This window comes from Acidicapsa ligni (genome assembly GCF_025685655.1).
GTDB classification, from domain to species: Bacteria; Acidobacteriota; Terriglobia; order Terriglobales; family Acidobacteriaceae; genus Acidicapsa; species Acidicapsa ligni.
Genome location: NZ_JAGSYG010000001.1, coordinates 415,912 through 442,354 on the forward strand (window position 1 = coordinate 415,912; position 26,443 = coordinate 442,354).

Consider the following 26,443-nt stretch of genomic DNA (forward strand, 5'->3'; position numbering starts at 1 on the left):
CAGCATCCATCTCGATGCGGCAAATATTCAAGAGGCCCGCACTATCTACACGCATAAGTCACAGATCGTTTCACATGAGAAAGCACGGCAAAGCGAACTCTCACCCCATATAAATTAGGCGGTAACGCATCCTTCGCAGTCAAAATTTGAAACGCTTCATTTTGAGGCCATACTCTCCGCATTCTTACAACCTTGCCGTCTCCCAGCTAGCTCCCGATTGCCCTCTTACATCACACAAATCCAGTTAAAGACAAGCCTCTAATTAACCACCAGTGTCACCATAAAAGTATGTGTAACACCCGAAGCACTGGCCGTAATCGTAACTGGATAAGTCCCCGACGGCGTTCCGCCGGTAGGTATTTTCTTTCCTCCACCCGGTCCGCCCTGTCCGCCCGAACTCGTGCAACTGCTCATCATGCCAACCGCTCCAGCCGCTGCCGCCAACAGCACCACTCCCAATAGCAAGCTCCTTCGTTTACGCCACGCCCACGGCATGGCCAGTAACCCGCACAGCAAAACTCCAGCTGCAGGCCATGCGCTCTCCCGTGACACATTTCGCGACGCATTTGAAGATGTAGGCGCACCCGTAGATATCCCCACCGAGACATTCCCGTTAACATTCTCCGGCAGTCCTTGCAGCGTCATCGGATTCAAGCTGCACGTCGCATTCGCTGGCAACGTCCCGCACTGAAATGTAAAGCTTCCCGGCGCTCCCAGCGGAGTTACAGACAATGTGTAGTTAGCCGTCTGCCCCTGCACCACCGACGCCGACGCGCTTCCCACCACCCCCATTTGAAAGTCGAACCCAGTCCCACCCAGCGTCAGCATCGCAGTATTCGTCCCGTTCGTACTGGAGATAGCCAGGTTTCCTGTAAGTTGCCCCACCGCCGTCGGAGTAAACGTCACATTGACCGTGCAACTGCCGCCAGCCGCCAGGGTCACCCCGCATGTACTTCCACTTAGTCCAAACCCCGCCTGCATCCCCGCCGCATCAACCGCCAGCTTCAGCCCGGTAAGCCCCGTAACTGTCCCGGTATTGGTTAACGTCACCTGGATTGGCTGAGCCGCCTGCCCGATCCCCGTAGCTCCAATTCCAGTAGCCCCAGCCCCAGTCGCCCCGAACAGCACCAGCGCCTCCGGCATCGTCTGAATCCCCGGTGGCAACGCCGCCGTCCCATTCAGCGCAACCGTTGCCGGAGCCGTTCCACTCTCCGCCGACACCGCCGAACTAACAGTGAGCGCCCCCGTAATTGCACCGCCCGCCACCGGAGCAAACGCCACTCCCACCGCGCAGTTAGCTCCCGCCAACAGGGTCGTCGTGCAGGTCGTCCTAGCAGCATCCACTTCAAATCCCGGCGTCGCATACAAGCTCAGGTCTGGAACCGTCGTCTGCCCGCTATTCGTCACCGTCACCGTCTGCGTCGCACTCACCTGCCCCAGCAACGTCGTAGCAAACGTCAGTTGAACCGGAGTCACCGTCAGCACCGCCGGAGTCAGCCCCGTTCCCGCCAGCGTAGCCACAGCGCTCGCAGTAGTACTTGAAACCGTCAAAGACGCCTGCCGCCCGCCCGCTCCCGTCGGCGAAAAATACACCCGCACCGAACACGCAGCTCCCACCTCCAGCGTTCCCGTGCACGTCGCCGTGCCCATGTGAAAGTCCGCCGCCGCCGTTCCTGAAATCCCCAGCGTCAGCCCGGTCAACTCCTGCCCACCCGTATTGCTGATCGTCACCGTCTGCGAAAGAGTCGTCAGACCCACCGTTGTCGCCACAAAGTTCACCGTCTGCGGAGACACCGCCACCGCTGGCGGCACCACTCCCGTCCCCGTCACCGGTACAGTCGCCGCCGCCACCCCCAGGCTGGTAGTCGATATCGTCACCATCCCGCTCGCATCCCCACCCGCCGTCGGCACAAACGTCACCGGAACCGAACAACTGGCCCCCGCATCCAGGCTCTCTCCACAATTTCCCGGCCCCAGCGCGAACGGCTCCGTTCCGGCTCCAGTTCCAGCCCCACTTCCAGCCCCGGTACCCGCTCCAGTGAAACCACCCGCCACGCCAAAGTGCAGCCCCGTCAACGCCTCCGCTCCACCATTCGTCACCGTCAACTGCAACGCCGCACTGCTCATTCCCACAGCCACCGAACCAAACAGCAGTTGCGTCGGAGCAGCCGCCAGCTTCGCCGACGACAAGCCCGTCCCCGTCAGCCCCACCACCACCGGCACAAACCCCGCGTTGGTCGAAGATATCGTCACCGATCCAATCAGCGTTCCATCCTGTAGCGGCGCAAAACTCACCTCCATGCTGCAACTTGCGCCACTCAAAAGCTCCACCCCGCAACTGTTCTGCGTCAGGTTGTAATTCCCCGCGATCACATATTGCAGTCCCTCAAGCGCGATCAGTCCCACATTCGTCACCGTCACCATCTGCGCGGAACTCGTCTGTCCCTCCACTATCTCGCCAAAGCTGACCACTGCCGGATTGATCTCCAGCTCTCCCGCCGGAATCCCCGTCCCCATGATTCCCACCGTCCCCGGCATCACCCCCGCCGAAGTCGTATTCACCGTAAGCACCCCCGCCTGGTTCCCGCTGGTCGAGGGAGTAAAGGTCACCCCCGTCGTGCAACTCGCCCCCGCCGCCAGAGTATCCCCGCACATGTTCCCGCTCAATCCGAACTCCCCGGTCACGGTTCCAGTAACACTCACCTTCACCCCCGCCAGGTCCGCCTCGCCCACATTCGTCACCGTCGCCGTCTGCGCAGCGGAGGTATCTCCCAGCACCTCGCTCCCAAACGTCATCTGCGTCGGCATCAATTGAATCAGCCCCACAGCCACGCCGGTTCCATCCAGCGGCACCGTCAGCGAAGCAACCGCAATATTCGTCACCGTCGCCATCAGCGTTCCCGGCGCATCCCCGCTCGCCGTCGGATCGAAACTCACCCCCACCGTGCATGAAGTCACCGCCGTCAGCTTCGTTCCGCACGTCGTCAGCGACGGGACAAATTGATATGGCCCGGCCAGCGCCAACGCCAGCCCATTCGCCATCTGCCGCCCCAGGTTGCTTATTGAGACCGTAAGCGGCGCGCTCGCCGTTCCCTCCGGAGTCTTCGGAAAACTCAAACTCATCGGATTTGCCTGCAACAGGATCAGCGGCGTTCCCGTTCCCATCAGGCTCACCGTCGTCGGCGACTGCAACGCACCCACCGCCGTTACCGTCAGCTCCGCAGTCTCCACGCCCACCAGTGTTGGAGAAAAGATCACCTGTATGCTGCACATCGCCGCCGGTGCCAGTGCGCCTGTACATGCCGGAATATCCGTCGGAACCTGCAGCGCAAAATCCGCCACATTCGCCCCGGTAATCGCGAACGTAGGCTGGTTCATCGCCGTCTGCCCCGTGTTCGTCACCTGCACCGTATAAGCGTTCGTCGAATTACCCACCACCAGCGCGCCCAGGTTTAGCGACGCTGGAGACACCCCAAGCGTCGGCGGTGTCAGCCCTGTCCCCATCAGCGCCACCGTCCCCGTCGCCACCCCCGGACTGCTCGATCCCACCGTCAGCGTCGCCGTCGTAGCACCCGCCGCCAGCGGAGTAAAGATCACCTGCACCGTGCACGAACTACCGTTCGTAAGGCTCGTTCCGCAACTCGTCGTACCCACCGAAAAACTCGCACTCCCCGGCCCCGTAAACGTGAACCCCGGATTCGCCAGCGGCGACCCGCCCGAGTTTCCGATCGTCAGCGTCTTCGCTGCGCTGGCAACAAACATCTGCACGCTGCCAAAGTTCATCGTCACCGGATTCACCGTAATCACCGCCGGCCGCAACCCCGTTCCCGTCAGCTTCACCGTCTGCGATTTCAACGCATCCGAAATCAACAGCGAAGCCCCCGCCGCTCCCGAAGCCGTAGGCGCAAACGTCACCGACACCGCACACGAAGCCCCCGCCGCCAGAGTGCTCCCGCAATTGCTCACCGCCGAATACTCAGCCGCCTGCGCTCCCGTCAACGAAGTCCCAATCCCCGTCAGCGGCAACCCTCCCGAATTCGTAATCTGTATCGATAGCGGCGCCGAAACCTGCCCCATCACCGTCGATGGAAAACTCAGGCTCGTCGTCGATAACGTATCCGTTGCCCCGGTAATCCCCGTCCCAGTCAGCGCAGCGCTCTGCGTTCCCAAACTATCCTTCACTGAGAACGTACCTGTAACCGGCCCCGCCTGCGTCGGCGTAAAACCCACCGTGACCGCGCATGCCGAGTTAGCGGCCAGCGAACTTCCGCATGTACTGGCCGACTTCACAAACGGAGCAGTCACCGTCACCGAACTAATCGTCGCCGAGCTTCCGCCAACATTCTGCACATTGATCACCTGCGTCGTCGCACTGGTCGCAACCTGCACCGTCCCAAAGCTCAGACTCGTCGGCAGCAGCGTCACATTCCCCGCCGCCAATCCCGTCCCATTCACCGCAACCTGCATCTGCCCGCCAGTTACATTCGCTTCAATCACCAGCTCGCCGCTACGGCTCCCCGCATCTGTCGGCGCAAAACTCACCTTCACCACGCACGTGGCATTCTTCATCAGCGCCTGCCCCACACACGTATCCGTCTCGCTGAAATCCGCCGCATCGCCCGTGAACGCAACACTCGTTACCGCAAGCGCCGCAGACCCCGTATTCTTCACCGTCACACTCTGCGCCGTAGAACTCACCCCCACCGTGTAGCTCCCAAACGTAAGCGAAGCCGGCGAAACCGTCGCCGTGGCTACCGCCACCCCCGCCGACGCCAGCGGAATCTGCCACACTCCCCGCCCATACGTTCCCGCCGTCAGCACCGCACTCGTCGCCGTCGTCGGCGTGGCAATCAACTGCGTCACCGGCGACTGCGGCAATCCCGTTCCATACGGAGCCCAGCAAGCCGCACCCGTCCCGCAACTCCCCACATCCCGCGTAACGAACACCCCAATATCCATCGCCACATAAACCGTGTTCGCATCCTGCGGGTCCACCACCACCGCATTCGCCGGAGCATTCGATAGATTCCCGGTAAGCGCCGTCCACTGCGCTTCAGCCCCAACCGCCCCAACCATCCCGTACACCTGCTGCGTCGGCTCCTGCACACTTGAAAATCCCGCAATCGTTGCATAAACCGTTCCGCCCGTAGCGTCATGCGGATCGGCATACAAACTGCTCACATCCATCCCAAACGCATTGAACGCAAGCTGCGTATTCGTCACCCCGGCCAGCGATAGATCCGTCCATCCACTCACCACCCCGGTCGCAGAAACAGTCGCCATAAACACATGCCCCGCGACCACCCCGCCGCCATCCTCCTGCCCCGCCATTCCTACGTAGATCACCTCGCCGCCGCCCGCAGTCCCCATAGCCGCAATCGATCGGATCAGCCCATTCCCCTCGCAGCTTCCGCCCGCGCCGTTCCCGCCCCCACCCGTGCCGTCCAGCACCGGAGAAATAGCATTCGCACCCGTCCATCCCGCGCCCGTCGCCGGCCCACGCCAAACCCGGCAAGTCCCCACCAGCAACTGCGTGGCATCTGCCGCATCCATCCGAAAGCTCGCCGGATAGGCCATCGTCAATCCGTCATTCGCCACCTGGGCCTCGCCAATCACCGGCCCCGTACTTACCCCAAAAGCCCCCGGCGTACAAGCCGTACTCGAATCGCAGTGGTAGATCGCCACTCCTGCCCCCGCATTCGCAAACCAGCTATTCACATGGCTCGTCTGATCAATTGCCACCGAACCTCCCTCGCCGCCCAGCACCGAACTCCAGTCTCCCGCCACCGCCGGAGCATTCACCACCCCCGCAAACCCATTCGCCCCCATCCCAATCAGCATCGTCCCCGCCGTCGCCCCCGACTGCGCCAGCGACTCCACCTCCGTCAGCGATCCCGATACCCCCAGGCTCGCATTCAGATTCTGCACATGCCCTGCATCCGTCCCCGCGCACACCGAACCCGTCTCGCCCACATCATCCCAGGAACGCCACAATCCCCCATCCGTCCCCAAAAACATCAGCAGCGAATTCCCCGTATTCCACGCCACCGCATGCTCATACTCCGCCACATCCGCGCTCATGCACGTCGTCGAATTCGTCGTATTCCGCCACACGCAGCCCGCCGCCAAACTGCACTTCCATAGGTCGTTTCCACCCGCGAACAACAGCGTATCCTGCAGCGAAGGCACCGCCGCCAGCGCCAGGTTGTAGTCTCCATTGGCAATCGTCAAATCGCCATTCGCCGGGTCAGCCTCAAGCGCCGCCGTATTCAACTGTGCTCCAAATGAAATCGTCTGGTTCGAGCACACCCCGCCGCTCAGCCCGCACTGGTCCTGCCAGATCCCCTGGTCCTGGCTGAACTCATCTACGCTCCACGCAAATGTATCCCCCGTAAACGGATTCACCGCCAGGCTCCCTCGAAACATCGGGCACCCCGCTACCCCCGGTTCGCCCGCCTCCGTCGGACAATTCCCCGCAGTCAGCCCCGATCCCGGCTGGGCCGTCATACGCGTCCACGTCACCCCATCGCTCGACTGGTAATACCCATGAAACCGTACCGCAGCCACAAATACCTGCCGCTCCGGATTCCACACCACCGCCGTCGCCGCATTTCCGTCCGGCAGCGTAAACACATCCTCCGGCCCCTGCACATCCTGACCGCCTCCATCCGTAATCCGCGCCAGGTGCCAGCTCGCGCCCCCGTCATTGGAGTAGTACAACCCCTCATAACTCGCCGCCCCGCCGCCCGCGCTCGCCGAGACAATACCGGCATTGACCAGCGTTCCCTCATACGCCTGGCTCACCGCCGCCACGACCAATTGAACATTCGTCGTGCTCCACGCAAACCCCGCAAACCCCTCGCCCACAAAGGAGTAATCCTGCGTGCTGAATCCCTGCTCAAAGTCCACTGTCTGTTGGATCAACGACCACGTCGCCCCGCCATCCGTAGACCGCAGCAAACCCGCGCCATAGTAAGAGTCCAGCGCGTCATTCGGATCGCCCAGCCCCGCCAGCATCACCCCCGTAGCCCCTGGCTGCACCGTCACCGCGCCCACACTGATTCCCGCCTGCTGCACTCCTGTCAGCGCCGCCAATCGGTCCGTCAACGGCAAAAACACCACGCTCGCCGAATTGCTGGCCGCCGCATTTACTGACTCCCACAAACCACCGCCCGTCGTCCCGACAAACACATGGTTCCCCGTAGCATCCGACGGATCGAACGCCACCGAACTCACCCGCCCCGTAACCAGCCCAAACGCAGCAGAATTAACCCCAACCGGCCCACCAGCAGCCCACACCTGCCCCGTCGCAGCAGCCTCAGGCCCCGCCTTAACAGACCCAGCAGCATGACCTGCCCGTCTAACCTGCCCCTGTCGAGCACCCCGCCATCCCCGCCGCTCCAGAAACCGCCGCGCCGCCCGCACCCGCGCCGGTTCAGACGCTTGTTTAGGCACCGGTCCAGACACCGGCCCAGCAACCGGTTGAAGCCCAGCTTTCGCCCCAACCGTCACCTGCCCCCATGCGCAGACAACCCCCAGCCACACTCCTGCCCACAGTCCAAACATCAGACAGACCCGGCGAATACAGACCCGGCAAACAGTTCCGCGCATCCTCACCCCGCCACAGGCACTTCAGCAGGACCGCAAACGCAGCCACACACCAAAGAACCCTTATCGAATCAAACGGCGAGACCTGAGGAACATGTACAGTTCTGCAAGGGCAATAACACTGGTTTTTCTTGTTTTGGAATTTGGCGTAATTATAGCCTGAACTTATACCGCAGCCGCGAAACTACAAAATATCCAGTATGTAGCACAACCAAAAATTGAAGTTATACCATCCACAAACAACATAGAAGACAACGCATTTATAAGCCCCTCCAACCTTAATGGGGATAACTGACTCTAACCCCGTATGAACGCGCACGCCCGGCCACCCCACATCGAGCCCTCCGTACGCCATCTCATCCCTGCCGTGGGAGCTATGGCCGATCGCATCCGGGCTCATGCGTGGTCTTCTACAGCTCTCGGCCCCATCCAGGGCTGGTCGGACACGCTCCTCGCCTGTATCAATCTCATCCTGTCCTCGCCCATAAGCATCGCCATCTTCTGGGGTCCCAGGTACACACTTCTCTATAACGACGCCTACCGGCCATTCATCCCAAACCATCATTCCAATCCAGACGCCGAAGCCCTCGGCTGCTCCGGCGAAGAAGTATGGAAAGATATCTGGACCACCCTTGGCCCTGAATACGATGCCGTCTTTCACCGAGGCGAATCCTTTCGCGAACACAACATTCTCCTCCCTCATGCAATAAATGGCACCCTTCAGAACTTCACCCTCACCCCCATCTATAACCGTGGCGCAGTAGTCGGAGTCCTCAGCGAAGCAGCCGAATCGCCCTTGCAGGACGACGAATGCGCCCGCGTTCAAGCCACTCTCCGCACCAGCGAAGAGCGCATACGCCAGATCCTCGCCAGCACCCGCGACTGCATCAAGGTGCTCGACCTCGATGGAAACATCCTGTCCATGAATGACGAAGGCCTCGCCCGCCTCGGTATCGCCGACATTTCCGTTGTCGAACATCTGCCCTGGCTAAGCTTCTGGCGAGTCAACAACAGGCAAAGCGCAGAACAGGCCCTGCGTACGGCCCGTTTCGGCGGAGTAGGCACATGCGAAGGCAGCTACATCACCCCCACCGGCGAAGAAACATGGTGGGAGAACACCATCACGCCTATCCGCAACGATAACTTCGCAAACTCCGCAGACGAAAGCTCCAACATCTCCCAACTGCTCGTAGTATCCCGCGAAATCACCCGCAAAAAGCTGACCGAAGACGCCCTCCTCAAGAGCGAAAGACTCGCCGCCCTCGGCCGTCTCGCCAGCTCCATCGCCCACGAGATCAACAACCCATTGGAAGCCGTCACCAACCTGCTCTATCTCGCCAACCACAGCGACGAGCTACCCCAGATCCACGAATTTCTCTCCATCGCCGAACGCGAAATTCGCCGCGTCTCGGTCATCGCCAACCAGACCCTACGCTTTCATAAGCAGACCAAAGATCCGCGCGCCGTCACCTGCGACGAACTCCTCGAAACCGTGCTCTCCATCTATCATGGCCGCATCCTCAGCCACCGCGTCCGCGTGGAGCGCCGCCGTTCTACGTCACAGAAGATTGTCTGTTTTGACGGTGAGATACGGCAGATACTCAATAACCTCGTATCCAACGCCGTAGATTCCATGAGCGCCCACGGCGGCCGCCTCATCCTGAGCAGCCAGTCCGCGACCGATTGGAAAACAGGCGAGAGCGGCGTAAGAATCACCGTAGCCGACACCGGCTCAGGTATGAGCCGCGAAACCAGGAATCATATCTTCGAAGCCTTCTTCACCACCAAAGGACTAGGCGGCGCAGGCCTGGGCCTCTGGCTAAGCAAAGAAATCATAGACCGCGACGGCGGCCGCCTAAACGTACGCAGCAATCAGGGCCCAGACTGCAACGGCACAGTCTTCACCTTGTTCCTACCCCTGACCCCACCAACCCCCCAAACAAAAAACAACTAATACCCCAAGCAGTTGCAGTTGCCTTTGCTTTTGTTCTTGCTGTTGCCCTTGCTTTTCTAGCTGTCGTTCCCGAAGGGAATCTGCTGTTAGCCCTTGCTTTTGCTGTTGCCCTTGCTTTTAGCTCTTGCCTTCGCCCTTGCCGTTCCATCTGTCATTCCCGAAGGGAGTCTGCTGTCAACCCACTCAAAGCCAAAAAATCAGCCCACAAAACAAACGAGAACAACCACCCTACCCAACAATCCCCGCATGCCGGCGATCCACAAACGTCCAAACCAGCGTAGCCAGCGTCAGCAAAGAAATAATCCCCAGCGAACTCACGCAATACACACACCACACCAGCAACACATCTTTTTCAATGTGCGTCAGGTACAGCGAAAACCCCAGCCCAATCACCGCCCCCGTCAGCGTCAGACCCTTGCGCCGCCCCAGCGCCAATCCCGCCAGCACCAGGTAGCCAAGAATTCCTATCGCCGCCACAGGCACAGGCCCAATCACCGCATAAGGACTGTGGTTCACAATCCCGCAGTCCCATTTTTCATTAATGGAGCAGGGTTCGGTCGTCGTGGAGTAGTGCACCTGAAGCGCCAGTCCCGCCACGACTGCGCCCACCAAAGCCAAAAGAGCTATTAAATATCGCATGACCAGAATCCTACCAGCCACACGTCTAATTCGAGAATCCCGTCCCAGGCAGAACTCTAAGCTACATCGGTGCGGCTATCCTCGTGTCCCAGGCGACCCTCCATACCGGCTCCCATGCCAGTCCCTAGCTCAGCCGCCAGTTCAGCCCCCCGGTCAGCATGGAGCGCCGCACGCACCTGCTTCTTGATCGCCGCTCGTCTTTCAGCGTTGCCGCGTATCCCCAGCACTCCGCTGAAAGTAACCTCAGGCATCAGCGTCTGCTGGCAATCTCTGCCCGCATGCTTAGCCTGGTAAAGAGCCTCGTCCGCGCGCGCAATCAACGTCATCACATCGTCCTCAGGACCAGCCTCCGTGACCCCCACGCTCAGCGTAAGCTGGTGCGGAGTACCCGGCAGATCCAGATCCCCCGTCGCTCGTCGCAGGCGCTCCATCACAAGCGTCGCCTCTACATTTGAAGTCTGTGGCAGCACCACCAGGAACTCATCCCCGCCATATCGCCCCAGGTAATCGCAGTTGCGTAGGCGCTTGCTAATGGCCGCCGCAATCTCCCGGATCGCCGCATTGCCTCTCGTATGTCCCAGCGTGTCGTTGATCTCCTTGAAATAATCGACATCCACCAGCGCAATCGACAGCTTTTGTTCATGCCGCATGCTTCGCGCTAACTCCAGCGTCAGCCGCGCCTCAATTCCTCGCCGATTGAACGCGCCCGACAGCGCATCCAACTCCATCGCTTCCCTGCTCCGCGTGATCATCTCGTTGCTCGTCATGAGCAAAAAGCAAAATCCCGAAGCACAGAGAAACAGAATCGTCGCCACCATCGTCGATGTCTGCATAGCATTCGCCGCCTGGTAATTCGAGGGCGCTCCACGCAGCACCGTCTCCACCATGCGTTCCAGGGTAAAGGCCGCATAAAGGCCCATAAAGCTTCCCAGGAACAGCATCGTCCCGCGGCTGACCGACGTGCGCGAGCGCTTCAGCAACTCATACGCAGCCATCCCCTGCAGCATCGCGGAAAACACCGTCATCGCCACAATGCGCGGCACAACATCATCTCGAACTTCGCTGTAGTAAGCCACCACTCCCAGGCTCACCGCAGCCGAAACGCACACCAGCCGCAACCGGCTCTTCCCATCGACGAACCGCATAACGCCGTTATAAATAAGCGAATAAGCTAGCAGCGCCATCAGGTTGCCGATCAGAATGGACACAGACGCAGAAATATCCCCCCGCAGCATCAGCAGCAGAGTGCAAGGCACGCCAAATGCAAATCCCAGCGCCGTGGATCGCACTCCGCGCACTCCCGGGCAAACCCGGTTCATCCAGAAAAAGACCAAGGCAAATGTCACTGTCAGCAGGCTCTGACAGAGGAGCAAAGTTCGGCTATCAAACCAGGAAAGTAGGTACATGGGTAACCGAAGTAACCTCAAGTTTTCCCAATTCTAGCCGACTTCTGGATTTTTACAGCAAATATTTGAATAACTTCTACGATTTCCTTTGACAGTCACCAGTTACCATAAATTTCATGGGCATACATATTCCTGGTGGCAACCGGGTAGCTTTCTTTGGAGGAAGCTTCGATCCGCCACATCTCGGACACATCTCCATTGCCCGCGCTGCCCAGCAAACCCTGGCCCTGGATCAGGTTCTCTTCGCGCCCGTAGGTCTCCAACCCCTCAAGCCCTCCGGTTCCACCGCCAGCTTTGAAGATCGCATCGCCATGACGGAACTAGCCATCGCCGATGAACCGAATTTCGCTCTCTCCCTGATCGATTCTCTAATCGACACACCAGCCCCAACCCCCAACTACACCATCGACACCCTGGCCCAGCTCCGCGCCGAGCTCAACACCCAGTTCAACACAAAGCTCCCGGGCTCAGAACTCTTCCTCCTCCTCGGCGCCGACTCCTTCCGCAACCTCGCCAACTGGCACCGTGCCTCCGAGATTCCCTTCGCCGCCACGCTCATCGTCGCCTCCCGCCCGGAAGAAGACCTGACCACCCCCGGCAACTACCTCCCCGCATCCCTGACCCTAACCTCTACAAACGATCCTCATCACCACCGCATCCATAACTCCACAGGCCAACAAGCCGACCTATATATACTCCCCGACCTGAACTTCGAAATCAGCGCCACCGAAATACGCGACCAAATTCAAGACCACACCAAACCCCAACTAATCTCCCCCAAAGTCCTCAACTACATCCAACAACACCACCTCTACCAATAACCAAACCCCCAGTTGCCCTGGCTGTTGTCTCTGTAGTTGCACTTGCCTTTGCAGTTGCCTTGGCCTTTGCAGTTGCCCTTGCCTTTCTGGCTGTCATTCCCGAAGGGAATCTGCTGTTAGCCTTTGCCCCTGCCTAGCCTTTCCATCCATTATTCCCAAAGGGAATCTGCTGTTCTCCGTCCCCCTCACCAACATCCCCAAACAGAACCCAACCATCCACTAACAACAAACCCGATCAACTTACTAACCTGCTACCATAAAAAGGCCCTTTAACATGGCGCAGGAGACTCACCCACACATGGCAAGCCAGGAAACCCGCCGTCAGCTTCTCGTCGCCGTAGCCGCATGCGAAGACAAAAAAGGCGAAGATACCCGCATCCTAGAGCTCGACCCCGCCGACTCCGGCCTCGCCGATTTCTTCCTCATCACCTCGGCCACCAACGACCGCCAGGTTGTAGCCATCGCCGACGAGATCGAATACCGTCTCAAGCAGGACTTCGGCCTCTACGCAACCTCCGTCGAAGGCCGCCGTCAAGGCGAGTGGATCCTCCTCGACTACGTCGACATCGTCATCCATGTCTTCCTCGCCGAGAAGCGCGCCTTCTACGACATCGAGCGCCTGCGCAAATCCGCACGCAACCTCACCGCCGCCGAATTAGAAGCCGAACTCAAGTCCGCACTCACTGAAAAAACCATTGCCGTGCGCAAAAAATCTACTCCGGCAAAAAAATCAGCCCCAGCTAAAAAATCTGCTAAGCCGCCTGCAAAAGCTGCTACAACCAAAGCTGCCGTCAAAGCAGCATCCAAGAAGAGCGCCAAAAAATCCTCCCCTGCAAGTAAGGTTGCAAGCAAAACCACTATCGCTAAAGGAGATTCCAAAGTGAGCGCCAAACCAGCAAAAGCCGCAGCCAAAAAAGCAGCAGCCACAGCGACAAAAAAAACAGCACCCGCAGTAAAAAAAGCAGTAACAAAAACGCCGGCCAAGAAGGTCGTCGCTAAGAAAGCGACCAAGGCAACGAAGGCCGCACCACCAGCCAAGGCCCCGGCAAAAGCCGTAAAGAAAGCCGCACCCGTAAAGCAAGCGGCTAAGAAAGCAGCCAAGAAGACAGCCTCCAAAGCCGCTCTGGCCCCCAAGGCCCCAGCCCTGATCCAGGGCGCAAAGGCGATAAGCTTCGGAGCCAAGCCCCCAGTAGTAAAGTGAGGACACCACCAGTAGCACTCAACAGCGAATCCATGTAGGCATTGCTGAAGCTGGATGTCACAAAGAGAGCGGGGAAGGCCAATCGGCCTTCCCCCGCTCTCTTTGTGCTCATCCCTCGTTACACTGGATGCACCGGCATGCAACTAACCCTCGCCCATATCGGCCCCAAACAGGCAAAATCCGGCCCCAAATCCGGCTACGATTCCCTCACCCGTCTTTATCTGGACCGCATCGCCCCCTACAATCCCATCCAGTCGGAAGCCTTCCCCACCGAAACCGCCTTCCTCGCCTGGCTCGGCAAGCAGCACACGCGCGTCCCCGCCCTGCCCATTCTTCTCGACCGCCAGGGCAAGCAGCTTTCCTCCTCAGAACTAGCTCACTGGTTGGGCAGCCGCCGTGACCAGGGCGCTCAGCACCTCATCTTCGCCATCGGACCACCCGACGGCTGGTCCGATGCAGCTCTCGCGCAAGCCCATTTCAAACTCTCCTTCGGCCCCATCACCCTGCCCCACGAACTAGCCCGGCTAGTCCTCGCCGAACAACTTTATCGCGCCTGTACAATCCTCTCTGGCCACCCCTACCACTCCGGCCACTAGAGCAACTCACGGTAGTAATTCAGCGCTTCTGTTTTGTAACTCGCTGCGGTAGCAATTTTTCAAAAGGAGTAACTCCATGACCGACTCCCATTCTGAATCCCGAAAAGGCCTCATCCTCATCAACACCGGCCCCGGCAAAGGTAAAACCACCGCCGCCCTCGGCACCGGTCTCCGCGCCGTCGGAGTAGGCATGCGCGTCCTCATGCTCCAGTTCCTCAAAGGCTCCTGGCATTACGGTGAACTCGACGCCGTCCACTCCTTCGGCGACAACTTCATCCTCAAGCAACTAGGCCGCGGATTCGTCAAAGTAGGCGGCGCCGAAACCGACCCCGAAGACCTCAGGATGGTTCACGAAGCATGGGAAGAGTCCAAAGCAGCCATACTCTCCGGCGAATGGGACTTGGTCATCCTCGACGAAATCAACTACGCCATAGGCTACGGCATGTTAGACCCCGCAGAAGTAGCCAAAACCCTCCTCGAACGCCCCGAAATGGTCCACGTAATCCTGACCGGCCGCAACGCCCACCCTACCCTGATCGAGATAGCCGACACAGTCACCGAGATGCGCGAAGTAAAACACGCCTACCAAAAAGGCATCCTCGCCCAACGCGGCATCGAATACTAAGACAGCCAGTAAGTTATAAAAGCACTAAGTAAGTTCGCCGTCGCCCCTGCAGTTGCAGTTGTAGTTGCCCTTGTAGCTGTAGTTGCAGTTCTGTCTGTCATTCCCGAAGGGAATCTGCTTCTTCCGTTGCCGTTGTAGTTGCCATTGCCCTTGCAGTTCTGTCTGTCATTCCCGAAGGGATCTGCTGTTAGCCCTCCATCCGCCACACCAAAAGCAAATCCCCCCAAACTCAAGGCATCAACTGAAAATTCCCCAACAGAAGCTGCGTATTATCCGTCTCAATAACCAACCCCCGCGTACTATCCACCATGTACAAAGTAAAACTATTCACACTCGCAGGAGCAGCCGTACTAAACCCCGTAAACGTTCCTGGAAACACCCCATCCGAACCCGCCGTAAATGCCCCTGAAAATCCAAAGTCCGCCGGATTGTTATTCAAAGTCGCATAGCCCGTCAAAGCATTCGACCCACTCCCTGCCACCGAAGCAAACGACCCCAGCACCACCCCCTGCGAAGCAGTCGTAGATTGCGTCGAATTGATCCCCTGGGCAGCATTCAATCCATAACTCCCACTCAGCGAAGCCGCACTGAATCCACCCGCCTGCTGCTGAAACGCCTCTCCGGCTAACTGATCGTTCATATCGTTCGAGAGAATCAATCCACCGCCCGCCCCGGCATACAGCCACAGCGAGTAATTGAACGTATTCCCATCCGTTAAATTCGACAAGGTAACTCGCCCATTGGCATCAATCGCATAACTCCCGGTAAATGCAATCGGAGCCTGCGCAGCCTTACCCGTCTGTTCATTCCAATTAAGCTTGCCCGTAACTCCCCCACTCGCATCCGCAGTAAGTACACCCGCAACCTGCAGCGTTCCACTCTGCCCCTCGCCGGATAACCCAAACACATAACTGTTTCCCGCCAGCGAACTGTTACCGAACTTACCCGTACTACTCCCCTGCCCCAGCGCAACTCCTCCCTGCACACCAAGAAAGAGATCGCCCGCCGTCTCCAGCAATCGGATATGCGTAGCATCCACCACGTATCCAACCAGGTACAGCGACTGCAGAACAGACGCAGTACCCGGCATCAATTGAAACTCCACTCGCCCAAAGGCATCCGGCGAAGATACCGTGCTGGCTGCCAGGGTTGCTTTTCCTGACTGGCCGCTCGCGCCATCCAGAACATCCAGCTCCGTGCCCGCCCCTGAAATTCCACCAGCACCATCCACATTCAGCACTCCGCCAATCGACGCAGGTTGGCCGAACTTGTCCACGCCATAAGTGGACACAGCATACCCACCCGCAGGCGCAGCAGCACTCGTCTGCAACTCCAGCGTTCCATCCCCCAGCGAACCATAAAGCTGCCCGACAAACCCCTGCGAACCCGCTGTAACCATCCCATTCAGCGTTTCAGTAGCCCCCCCAAGGTTGAGACTAATCAGCAACGCGCCACTCGGAGCCGTAGCATAACTCCCGCCCGTAATCGGCTGAGTTTGTGTATCGGAGCTAGCACCATTATCCGAGTCATTGTTATAGAAGATAGAGTCCTGCTCGCCGCCGGTGACAGCTCCATTCTTAGCCACAAAAACACCAGTCGTAAATGAGGACTGAAGCCCCGACGGCCCCGATAGCTGGAACACATAACTTCCATTCGCCAGCGTTGGACCCGGCGCAGTAATCACCACATTCGCCGAAGCCGACTTAGTCGTATCCGTCATCGAAGTGATAGTTATAGTTACACTGCCACCGGCAGGAACCGTCGCCGGAGCCGTATACATAGTCTGAGCTTCGCTCGTAGTGCTCGTCGGATTGAACGATCCACAACTCCCCCCGCCGCAACTCACTGCCCACGTCACTTCCGGATTGGCAGAGACATCGTTGGCAATTGCCGCGCTCAACGTGATCGTTGAACCAGCTTCCACCGACGCAGGCATCGGAGCATAGAAAGAAACAACAATCGGAATAGGCGGGACAATCGTGACCGTCGCAGAAATAGATTTCGTTGTATCTTCCGTAGCCGTTGCAGTAATCGTCACCGTAGTTCCCGCAGGAATGTTCGATGGCGCAGTATAAGTAACAGGGCTGCTGCTCAACGTAGGATTTGTGTCGAAACTTCCGCAAGCCCCCGCGCTGCTGCAAGTCACCGACCACGAGACCAGCGATGTCCCGTTTCCGTTGACCACTCCAGCCGAAAACGTCGCAGAAGATTTCACCGCCATCGACGTAGGCGGAGCACCGAGGAATAACACCGAGAGAGGTTTCGATGGCGGCGAAATTGGAGGCTGGCTCCCGATGCCACATCCACTTAGTCCAAGCGCACTAATGCCACAAAAGAGAAGAGCAAACATGCGGAATCGCATTCCACACCTCGGTTTCGATCAATGCCGGCAACCATTAAGAAACCAGCAGCCAGTCCTGATTACATGGACGTAAGTAATTGGAAATAAGTCAAAAGTATTTACAGCAATAATCTATCTAACCTAATACCACCCAAAGCTCTAACCCAGAATCCACTGTCAGCCCGAGCCCAAGCAGTTGCCCTAACCGTTGCAGTTGCTTTTGCTGTTGCCCTTGCCCTTCTGTCTGTCATTCCCGAAGGGAATCTGCTGTTAGCAGTTGCCCTTGTCTTTGCCTTGCCCTTCTATCCGTCATTCCCAAAAGAAAATCTGCTGTTCCCAACCAAAGCCTCTCACAAAACCAACCCAGCCCGATCCTCAACCTCAGCCGCCTCTTCAATCTCCATAGCAATCCCCGCATTCCGCAGATACCTCGCCCGCGCCGCATGCAACTGTTCCACCTGCTCCACCTCAAGCGGCTGCGCGGACCCAAGCTGATGTGCCACCAGCGCCACCTGCGCCAGGTGTTCCACCGTCTCCATCTTTAGAAAGGCATCCGTCAGCGTTTCGCCATAACTAACCACGCCATGATTCGCCATCAAAATCGCGTCATGCCCCAGGATATGCGGCACCAGGCTCGCAGCCACCTCATCCGTCCCCGTAGTCGCATAACTAGCCAGCGGAACAACCCCCAGCGTCATCACCGCTTCCTGGCAAAGCATCTCGTCCAGCGCTCGTCCCGAACAGGCAAAAGCCGTAGCGATCGGCGGATGCGAATGAACCACCGCTCCCACATCCGCGCGCCGATGGTAGACGGCGAGATGCATACTGATCTCGCTCGTCACCTTCCGCGTTCCTTCGAGCAGGCCGCCGTGCATGTCCACAATCACCATGTCGGAAGCCTTCAGCAACGCCTTACTCATCCCCGTAGGCGTTACCAGCAACCGATGCCGATCCAGCCGGACCGACAGGTTCCCCGATGTCCCCGGCGTAAATCCAAGCCGCCCAAGCCACCTGCTGAATCGCGCCAGTTCTCGCCTTAGTTCTTCTTCCGGCTGGAATGCAAACTCTACCAAAATGTCGCTCCCCTCACGTTGCTTGCGTCCTCAGGATTTCGTTACAGAATCTTGAACGGTGTCTGCTCCGCATGCAACATCGGCTTCGGAGAAACAAACCCCTGCAGCCTGCGCCAGCCTTTACCGATCCTGTCCGAAGCCAGAAAAAGATGTCCTGCCGTCAATCGTCCAAGTACCTTATGATGCCCTACCGCCGCCAACCCCATTGAAGCTATGCATCCACACTGCTCGCAATCCGGCGTGCCCCCAAACTGGCACGGCGTAATCTGCGTAGTCAGGTCCGCTGAAATCGTTTCCGTCGTTCGTGCAAAGATACATTCCTCCGGGCTCTTTGGAGGAGATGCAATTTCATCGATCACGACTTCGGGCATGTCCAATACAGGATATGCCACCCGCAGCAGCCTCAGTTCCGCAATCACCCTTGCCCGCTGCGCAGGTGTAAGAATCTCCGCATCCGTCGCGCCCAACTGCGGAGTAAAAATACTGAACCACACCTTTTGAATCTCCGGCCTGCTGCTCCAAAAATGAAGAAATTCATTCAGATAGCCAGGGCGTTCAACAATCTGCGAAGTAATCGTGCAATGAATCGTAACCTTCGCCCCCTGTATATTCTTCAGAATCCGCTCATAAGTAGCCGGCTTACGTCTCTCATCATGCTCCGGCTGCAATCCATCGATCGACACCACGACATTCAACTTCTTGTACTTCTGCCACGCCGCCGGTATCTCGCGAAACGCGCTCGTCACAATCTGCGTATGAATTCCCCGCTTATCCATCTCCGGCAGCAGCAGCTCCAACTCGCGATATCGCACCAGCGGATCTCCCCCCACCAGCGACACATGCAGCGGCCTATGTTCATCGACCACCGCAAGCACCTTTGCCACCAGCTCATCGCCTTTAAAATCCGATAGCTGACGCAGTTGCGTCGATCCACCCAGATGAGCAGCATCGAAAGCGTAACAGCCGGGGCATCGTAGTGGACATTCTTTGGTAATCTCAATCGAAAGCGACGGTGCGCGTCCCGATAAAATCGACGCCCAGGCCTGGACAACTTCAGATGTTTTCATGATCTCTCCGACACCGGATCGCCTACACGATCCATGTACTACATGGGATTCTCGCGCGGCTCAAAAGGAAGCAACGCCGAAAACTTCCACGGAGAACGCCACTTAAATACGAATAGGTATGTTGTATGTACGCACTCCGGCATCAAGTCCTGGCGGGGACAGAAATGTACCAATTAAGCGGCGCAAATCTCCGCGAGCGCACAACCGCTCCGTCAGCACAGCAGCCACTTTGTTAAGAATGGAAGGCAGCCATCGCCGCAGTCCAAGAATCGCAGCAACATCGTTCTTGCTCTGCTGTAAGAGCACCAGCACCAGGCCGACAACCGTCACCAGCGCCAGCATTCCAAACTCAAAATCCTCGCTGCTATTAGGGAAATTATCAAAGTGGCAAAAATACTCAGTCCACGGCATGATAAAAATCAGCAGAATCGAAAATAGAATAAGCGCACGGCCGCCAATCGTATAACCATGGGAAGTCCTATCCCTGAGAGCGCGACTTGTAGCAGCATTCCGCCTCAAGATCCCTAACCGCCTGCCCAGATTCTACTCGCATCCCCAAAACCTAGCGTACAATTTGAAACACCCACCCACTAAACCAACCCCAGCCCCGCCGCTGCAGATGCCTTTGCAGTTGCCCTTGCCTTTCTGTCTGTCATTCCCGCAGGGAATCTGCTGTTAGCCCTTGCCCTCGCCTTTCTATCTATCATTCCCGAAAGGAATCTGCTGTCAACCCCGTCCTTTCTCACCAATCATCCCCCATAAATTTCTTGCCACCAACCAAACCACCAACCAACAAAACCCCTCCTGAAATCAAGCTAGAAAACCATAAAGAGCTAATTTATAATCCGCCCCATGCTTCACCACGCCACGATTTGCAAACTGCGTTATCTCGCGCTGTTGCCCTTACTTTGCGCTATCCCGCGCACAGCGATCGCGCAGACCCCCGCGTGGCTCAAGTTAAATGAAAAATCCGGCCCTCCGCGCTACGAAGGTCTTCTCGATCAACCCAACGCCCGCCGCGAATACGACGTTCTCGCCTTCCTCGCTTTCACTACCCAGCCCGCTGCCAAACCGTTCTCCGAACTTCCAACCGACCTCCACATCCAATATTGCCGCCCCGCTGAGAGCACCAATCCCAAAAAGAACGACGCCGCATTCATCGAGGTCCGCCAACTCACCGGCCACGTGAACTACCTCATGAAGGCCGCCCAGGCGCCGAAAGCCGATGCAAACAAAACCAGCAATCAATGGATAACCTTCGCGTGGCCCAGCAAGCCCGTAATTCAACTGAATAACATCGACCCCAACAAACTGGGCGTCGTGATTCATATCGGAGAAGACAACGAGTACGCAGAAAACGTTACCCCCGCATACTTCTCCAATACCGGCGGAGCGCCGGCAAACATTCACTACTACACCCTCACCCTCCGTATCCAACAGAACACGCTCGACAGCCTTTCCTATCGCATTCATCCCGTCGGAAGTCCCGACATCACCTGCTATTACCGCAACGATCTCCACGCCTGCGATGCCCTCAAACCCGCCACACAATCCCCCATCGAAACCGGCAGTCTGGTCAACCTTCCTATCAATGCCTCTTCCTTTTCCAAAGGACCAGTCACCGTGCATGTCGAGGGTCACTATCACGATTCCGACGAAGTATTGACTGCCACCTTCCACTTCGACCATGAGCCGTTATGCCAGTAAACCCGCATCGCTGGCGGCTATTGGCCTTACGCATGGCTCGGCATAGAGGATGGTATCTGGCTGCTGCCTGTCTCGCCTTCCTCATCTGCGTTGTATTTGGGATCGCATATCTCGTCCAGGCTGCACCCACACTCTTCACCGCAAGCGCCACAGTTCGCAGCCTCACATTCACAGTAGGCAACGCTTCAGACAGCGCAGGTATCTTCAACTCGGATACATCTCACATCGGTCTCGTTCTCATCAGCCCCACGACACTCACATCGGACGACGGCGAGAAACTCAACTGCGTCGCCAACACAACCTTCAGCGCAGTAAAGCTGCTGCGAATGGCCATGCCGCAGCAGTTGCGAATTGCTCTCGAAGTAGAAAACAAAGGCGTACTTCGCTACACCCTATCGCCGCCCGCGCAAATAGCAGATCCATACCTGACCATCGCAATCGACGCTCACAGCAATCTCGACGGCCTCGCATGTGCCCCCGAGCAGCCCAAAAATCGCAACGGAGAATGGCGGATTCAAGCCACCGATCCCGGCAGCATTCTCGAATTCGCCGCACACTTCGCCGCTCCAGTCCAGTCTGTTCCAACCCAGGCCGCTCCAATGATTGCGGGTCCCGACCCCGAGTTGGACATCCCCTTAGCCGATGCCTCAAGCCTGCTTCTTCAGGGCGACATCCCATCTTCAAGCGCCTCGCCCTTCAGGCCACGCAGCACTCTCCAGCTCATCCGCTCCAACCGCATCATTCCCCTCACCGACGGCTTCAACCTGCGCGATCTTCGCCAGGCATCGATTAAACAACTCCGCTTCAATCCCGACACGCCCTCTCTCAACCTGGATATCGCCGGTGCCGCGAAACACATCGTCATCCGGATGGGCGAGGGACAGGTCGAGGAAAGTGAATCTCGCTTTACCTCTTATCGGCCCCACAGTTTCAGTACCTTCATCACCGCTGCCGGAACCCTGCTGGCCGGGCTCGGAACCATCGCCGCCGGATATGTCGCCGCCCATGAATTCTGGCGCGATAACAAACGAAAAAAGAAACGGAAGAAGGTCGTCAAATCATGAAAAATACGCCACCCGCTATCGATAGCTTTTTAAAAGCCGCAATGGCCATGTCGAGGGCTATGTCGAGCGCCGTGTTGATAGCCATGTTGCCCCTCGTCACCGCTTCTTCCACAGCCCGCGCCGCAGCCCAACCACAACAAAGCATGCCCCCGCAGGTCGTGCAATATCAGCAGGCAATGCAGCAGCGTATCGAGCACCTGAAGCTCGGCGTCGTCCGCGTTCTCGCCGTCAAGGACGCCAAAGAAGTCGGCACAGGCATCGTGATCTCGTCTTCACCCCAATCCATCTTCATCCTCACCGCACTCCACGTCGTGCAGGATGCTAAATCCGTCTCCGTCCTCTTCTACTCCGACCAGACCAAACCCATTCCCGCCCGCAAGCTGCCCAAACACAGCACAGCGCTCGATCTCGCCGTTCTCGAAGTAGACGCCTCGCCCACATTCAAGATCCCAGAGGATATCCCCACCTTCAACTTCGCCGCAAACAACACCCTCCTGCCCACCCAGCACATCTACAGCGTGAACGGCGACTGGGTCATCGTCCCCAACAACATCACTCGCCTCAATCACGACGGCGATCCCCAAAAGTTTGAGTACTCCAACGTCTCCGTAGGCGAAGGATTCTCTGGCGGACCCATATTCGACGACTACCAGGAAATCATCGGCATGCACACCGCCCTGAATGGCGAAGGAAGCTATGCCGTCGCCGACAAAATCGACTCAGCCCTGCAAGTACTCGAAGCCTTGGAATACAAGGTTCCCAAAGCAGGAGCCGTAGTCATACCGCCTCCAGTGATTACTCCAGGCAATCCCACAAGACCGCGAAGTAACCAGAAGGGCGATCAAGCCTCAAGCCCCTGTGATGACGGCTGCGAAACCACCCTCGGCGCTCTCCCGCATCTCCACCACTACTCCATCGAAGGCCGAGCAGCCGATTGCTTCGAAGACGTTCTCTCATTCCCGCCCACCTGGCCTACCGCCAAAATCTTCATGCACATTACCTCCTGCCCAGCCCCCTCAAAGTACGGCGTCCGCGGCCAGCCCACGCTGCTCGTTCGTTTCGCGGAGACAGATCGCCAGGGAGATTCCGATATGACGCTCGGCATACTCTCGCTCACCGGCAGCAGCGCCCAGGGCATGTTAAAAGACTCCAACAATACCTACTGGCAGTCCTCCATGCGCAACCCAAACTTCGGCCAGCCCCTCAAACTCGACGCCATCACCATTTCCCTCAAACCACTCGTACCGCACCACTGAACTCCTGAACAGACCTCCGGAACTGAATCCTTGCGCTGCACCCTTGCACTCAGCCCAACGTTTCCCAAACGCAAAAGACAGCCGCTTCAATGCCAGCCATCAACCGCTCCATTTACAATGAGTCGTTATGTCCTGGTTCAAACGAGCAGACGCGAATATCGAGCCCAACGGCGATCCCAATTCCGACTTCGGCGCGGAATCCACATTTGCCCCAGTCTCCGACGACGGTGAGCCCACCCGCGTCAAAACCGAGGGCCTCTGGATCAAGTGCCCCAGTTGCCGCACCATCCTCTTCAAGGCCGAGCTCGAGGCCAACACCAACGTCTGCCCCAAGTGCGGCTATCACTTCAAGATCGGCGCCCGTCAGCGCATTGAGCTCCTCCTCGACCCCGGCTACACCCTCGTCGACGGCGGCCTGCGCTCCACCGATCCACTCAACTTCACCGACATCAAGCCCTACAAACAGCGTCTCGCTGCCGCCCAGAAACAAACCGGCCTTGACGACGCCATCCTCACTGCACTCGGCAAACTCGGCCCCCACGACGTAGTCCTCAGCGCAATGGAGTACACCTTCATTGGCGGCAGCATGGGCGCAGTCGTCGGCGAAACCATCGCCCGAGCCATCGACCGCTCCCTCGCCACCCGTCATCCACTCATCATCGTCAGCGCCAGCGGCGGCGCGCGCATGATGGAGGGCGTTGTAAGCCTGATGCAGCTCGCCAAGATCGCCACCGGCCTCGCCCAGCTCGATGAAGCAGCCATCCCCTACATCTGCCTCCTGACCGACCCCACCACCGGCGGCATCACGGCAAGCTTCGCCATGCTCGGCGATCTGAACATCGCAGAGCCCGGCGCTCTGATCGGCTTCGCAGGCCCAAGAGTCATCGAGCAAACCATCCGCCAGAAACTCCCCGAAGGCTTCCAGCGCAGCGAATTCCTGCTCGAACACGGCTTCCTCGACGCCGTAGTCCCCCGTGGCGAACTGAAACCCTACCTGATCCGCGCCCTCGACTTCATGACCACCAAATAAGCCTTATCGAAATGATTGCCATTCCAGGCAAGTCAAACAAATCCCACGCTACTTGTGGACTTGGTCGTCCCGGGTAGATAAGGCTTGGGAAGCGTTCACCTTACTTCGCACTCGCCCCGTTTCGCTATCGCAGGGAATATATTCACGCCTGATTCCCGTAAGGCTATGACCACCTTTGAAGCGCCTTCGGTGAATACCCTTTAGTAATCTTCCACTACAGATATCTCAGCCGCTTCTTCATTGAAGCGTCATTTATCGCCGGTATCATATGTAACAATCCCCGTCTTGTTCGGCAGATCGCTGTCGATTTATTGAATTGAGAGGATCATAGTGGTTATTCCGATATCCTGGCATCTCTGCTTGCGGCGGATCTGTGTTGCAGCGATCATCGCAAATCTCCAATTCGCTTCAACCGCTGTTGCCCAGCAAGTCACTTCTGTCTCCGGGTTTCACACTACTCCCGATCCCTTCAATGGAGCCCCAGGAGCGGATTCTTCTTTCAATAGTCTGGCGGGTGGTGCCGGACGGGTCAAAGTCAGTCTCGTTTGTACGCAGGATTCAAATTTGGGTCTTCTGGGTATGTTTCTGGGGTCGGTAGAAACCGTTATTGGCTTCACAATCACTCTTTCAGGAGTCTCTGTTGGTCGTCTCTCTGTAGGCCCTACCCACAACAAGACGCCCGATATTGCCGATCCATTCGGTGGCCCGGATCAGCCCGGAATTGAAACCAATACCGCAGGCTTCAGCAAGGTTCCCCTCCGCTATAGCTTCGATCAGGATCCAGTCCAGGGCATGACCGTCCCTTACGTGGATAACCATAACGTCGGTTTCAGTGTGCCGATCAAGCTCGCGAAGTCTTCCGGTACACTCCTGGTCGGCTTCGGTACCAACGGCGGCAACGCCGCAGTGCGCATCAACCTGCACGATCCGGCCATTGCCTCCGTTATTCATAGCTGCAATGCCCCACAGGGAGAAGCCCGCAAACAGCAAGACCAGCAGCAACAACGGCCGGTTTCACGTTCGGATATCTTTACCAGCGCAGGACACTTCTCAGTCGGCAAAGGCCCCGGCGGTATAGCTCTTGGTGACTTCGACCATGACGGCAAACTCGACGTTGTTACCACAAATGCCGGTAGTAACTCCATGAGCATTTTGCTCGGCCAGGGCAATGGTCGTTTCGGATCGCAGAAGGAATATCCTACCGGAGGCTTTCCCGATGCCGTCGCGATAGCGGACCTCGACGGCGATGGCAAACTCGACGTTGTCATAAGCAATTACTTCGGCCCTTCCATTAGCGTTTTCATGGGCAATGGAGATGGAACCTTTGAACCTCAGAGAAACGTTGTCGCATCCACCGGCACAACCCAGGTCATCATCGCCGACCTCAATAAGGACGGTCACCCTGACCTGATCTCTACCAGCCGCCCCAACAACAACGTCACAGTATTAATAGGGCGAGGCGATGGCGGATTTGAGAATCCTAAATATTTTCGTGTAGGTAACGGTCCTGTTCTGGAGGCCGCAGGCGACCTGAACAGCGATGGATTTCCTGACATAGTTGTCGCCAACGAAGCGGAAAACACCGTCAGCGTGCTTCTTGACCCAGGTAACGGCACACTGACTCCTCAAGTCAAGCTCTCCGTCGGTGACGGCCCCATCGAACCAGTCGTCGCGGACTTCAACCACGACGGCAAGATGGATATCGCAGTTATCAATGATCGGAGCAATAACGTCAGCGTTCTTCTCGGCGGTGGCGACGGCACATTCGCTCCACAGGTCCTCTACTCTGTAGGCTCCAACCCCAAAGGCATCACCTCCGCCGATACGAATGGGGATGGCTTCCAGGATCTAGTGATCACCAATCAGAACGACAACACTGTTGCCGTCCTGTACGGCAAAGGCGATGGAGCCTTCCAACGAGCCAAATTTTTCCCTACCAGCAGCCAACCGGTTCAACCCGCCGCTGCCGATCTGAATGGAGACCACAAAGCAGACATCATTATCCCAAGCTCTGGAAGTGGAGTTATCGATGTCCTGCTAAGCCGTTAGGCCATC

General features: G+C 57.8%; 17 protein-coding genes. 10 read left to right on the forward strand and 7 right to left on the reverse strand.

Annotated elements, in window-relative coordinates; genetic code table 11:
• Positions 1-258: 258 nt before the first annotated feature.
• Positions 259-7,566: a choice-of-anchor D domain-containing protein gene (locus tag OHL19_RS01665; RefSeq protein WP_263355842.1), complete on the reverse strand. Its 7,308-nt coding sequence runs from the start codon at positions 7,564-7,566 to the stop codon at positions 259-261.
• 349 nt (positions 7,567-7,915) lie between these two features.
• Here OHL19_RS01665 and OHL19_RS01670 point away from each other — a divergent pair, with 349 nt between their 5' ends.
• Entirely contained in the window at positions 7,916-9,562 is a 1,647-nt protein-coding gene (locus OHL19_RS01670; protein WP_263355843.1) for a two-component system sensor histidine kinase NtrB, read from the forward strand.
• A gap of 228 nt (positions 9,563-9,790) precedes the next feature.
• Here the strand turns inward: OHL19_RS01670 and OHL19_RS01675 are convergent, their stop codons facing one another.
• Positions 9,791-10,201, reverse strand: coding sequence for a vitamin K epoxide reductase family protein (locus tag OHL19_RS01675; protein ID WP_263355844.1), 411 nt, complete (start codon positions 10,199-10,201; stop codon positions 9,791-9,793).
• 56 nt (positions 10,202-10,257) lie between these two features.
• Positions 10,258-11,547: a GGDEF domain-containing protein gene (locus OHL19_RS01680; protein ID WP_263355845.1), complete on the reverse strand. Its 1,290-nt coding sequence runs from the start codon at positions 11,545-11,547 to the stop codon at positions 10,258-10,260.
• A gap of 176 nt (positions 11,548-11,723) precedes the next feature.
• Here OHL19_RS01680 and nadD point away from each other — a divergent pair, with 176 nt between their 5' ends.
• The 4 genes from nadD to cobO all read left to right on the forward strand — a co-directional run bounded on the left by nadD (position 11,724) and on the right by cobO (position 14,850).
• Positions 11,724-12,428 (forward strand): nicotinate (nicotinamide) nucleotide adenylyltransferase, encoded by a 705-nt coding sequence (gene nadD, locus OHL19_RS01685; RefSeq protein ID WP_263355846.1) that lies wholly within the window; start codon positions 11,724-11,726, stop codon positions 12,426-12,428.
• 298 nt (positions 12,429-12,726) lie between these two features.
• The gene (gene rsfS, locus OHL19_RS01690) at positions 12,727-13,629 is read left to right on the forward strand and encodes a ribosome silencing factor (RefSeq protein ID WP_263355847.1); all 903 of its coding nucleotides are present in this window, start codon (positions 12,727-12,729) and stop codon (positions 13,627-13,629) included.
• Between the two features lie 137 nt (positions 13,630-13,766).
• Complete coding sequence (locus OHL19_RS01695) at positions 13,767-14,225, forward strand: 23S rRNA (pseudouridine(1915)-N(3))-methyltransferase RlmH (RefSeq protein ID WP_263355848.1); 459 nt, start codon at positions 13,767-13,769, stop codon at positions 14,223-14,225.
• A 76-nt stretch (positions 14,226-14,301) separates the two neighbouring features.
• Positions 14,302-14,850, forward strand: coding sequence for a cob(I)yrinic acid a,c-diamide adenosyltransferase (cobO, locus tag OHL19_RS01700; RefSeq protein ID WP_263355849.1), 549 nt, complete (start codon positions 14,302-14,304; stop codon positions 14,848-14,850).
• A gap of 229 nt (positions 14,851-15,079) precedes the next feature.
• Here cobO and OHL19_RS01705 read toward each other — a convergent pair whose 3' ends face one another.
• The 4 genes from OHL19_RS01705 to OHL19_RS01720 form a co-directional block, all read right to left on the reverse strand.
• Entirely contained in the window at positions 15,080-17,200 is a 2,121-nt protein-coding gene (locus OHL19_RS01705) for a hypothetical protein (protein WP_263355850.1), read from the reverse strand.
• 341 nt (positions 17,201-17,541) lie between these two features.
• Entirely contained in the window at positions 17,542-18,264 is a 723-nt protein-coding gene (locus OHL19_RS01710; protein ID WP_263355851.1) for a class II aldolase/adducin family protein, read from the reverse strand.
• 41 nt (positions 18,265-18,305) lie between these two features.
• Complete coding sequence (locus tag OHL19_RS01715) at positions 18,306-19,331, reverse strand: radical SAM protein (RefSeq protein WP_263355852.1); 1,026 nt, start codon at positions 19,329-19,331, stop codon at positions 18,306-18,308.
• 102 nt (positions 19,332-19,433) lie between these two features.
• Complete coding sequence (locus tag OHL19_RS01720) at positions 19,434-19,742, reverse strand: hypothetical protein (RefSeq protein ID WP_263355853.1); 309 nt, start codon at positions 19,740-19,742, stop codon at positions 19,434-19,436.
• A 441-nt stretch (positions 19,743-20,183) separates the two neighbouring features.
• Here OHL19_RS01720 and OHL19_RS01725 point away from each other — a divergent pair, with 441 nt between their 5' ends.
• The 5 genes from OHL19_RS01725 (at position 20,184) to OHL19_RS01745 (ending at position 26,437) form a co-directional block, all read left to right on the forward strand.
• Positions 20,184-21,038 (forward strand): hypothetical protein, encoded by an 855-nt coding sequence (locus tag OHL19_RS01725; protein ID WP_263355854.1) that lies wholly within the window; start codon positions 20,184-20,186, stop codon positions 21,036-21,038.
• Positions 21,029-22,102 (forward strand): hypothetical protein, encoded by a 1,074-nt coding sequence (locus OHL19_RS01730; RefSeq protein WP_263355855.1) that lies wholly within the window; start codon positions 21,029-21,031, stop codon positions 22,100-22,102. Before OHL19_RS01725 ends, OHL19_RS01730 begins: the two co-directional genes overlap by 10 nt.
• Entirely contained in the window at positions 22,099-23,358 is a 1,260-nt protein-coding gene (locus tag OHL19_RS01735) for a S1 family peptidase (protein WP_263355856.1), read from the forward strand. Before OHL19_RS01730 ends, OHL19_RS01735 begins: the two co-directional genes overlap by 4 nt.
• A gap of 127 nt (positions 23,359-23,485) precedes the next feature.
• The gene (gene accD / locus OHL19_RS01740; protein WP_263355857.1) at positions 23,486-24,388 is read left to right on the forward strand and encodes an acetyl-CoA carboxylase, carboxyltransferase subunit beta; all 903 of its coding nucleotides are present in this window, start codon (positions 23,486-23,488) and stop codon (positions 24,386-24,388) included.
• Between the two features lie 360 nt (positions 24,389-24,748).
• Positions 24,749-26,437: an FG-GAP repeat domain-containing protein gene (locus OHL19_RS01745; RefSeq protein WP_263355858.1), complete on the forward strand. Its 1,689-nt coding sequence runs from the start codon at positions 24,749-24,751 to the stop codon at positions 26,435-26,437.
• The last annotated feature ends 6 nt before the right edge of the window (positions 26,438-26,443 follow it).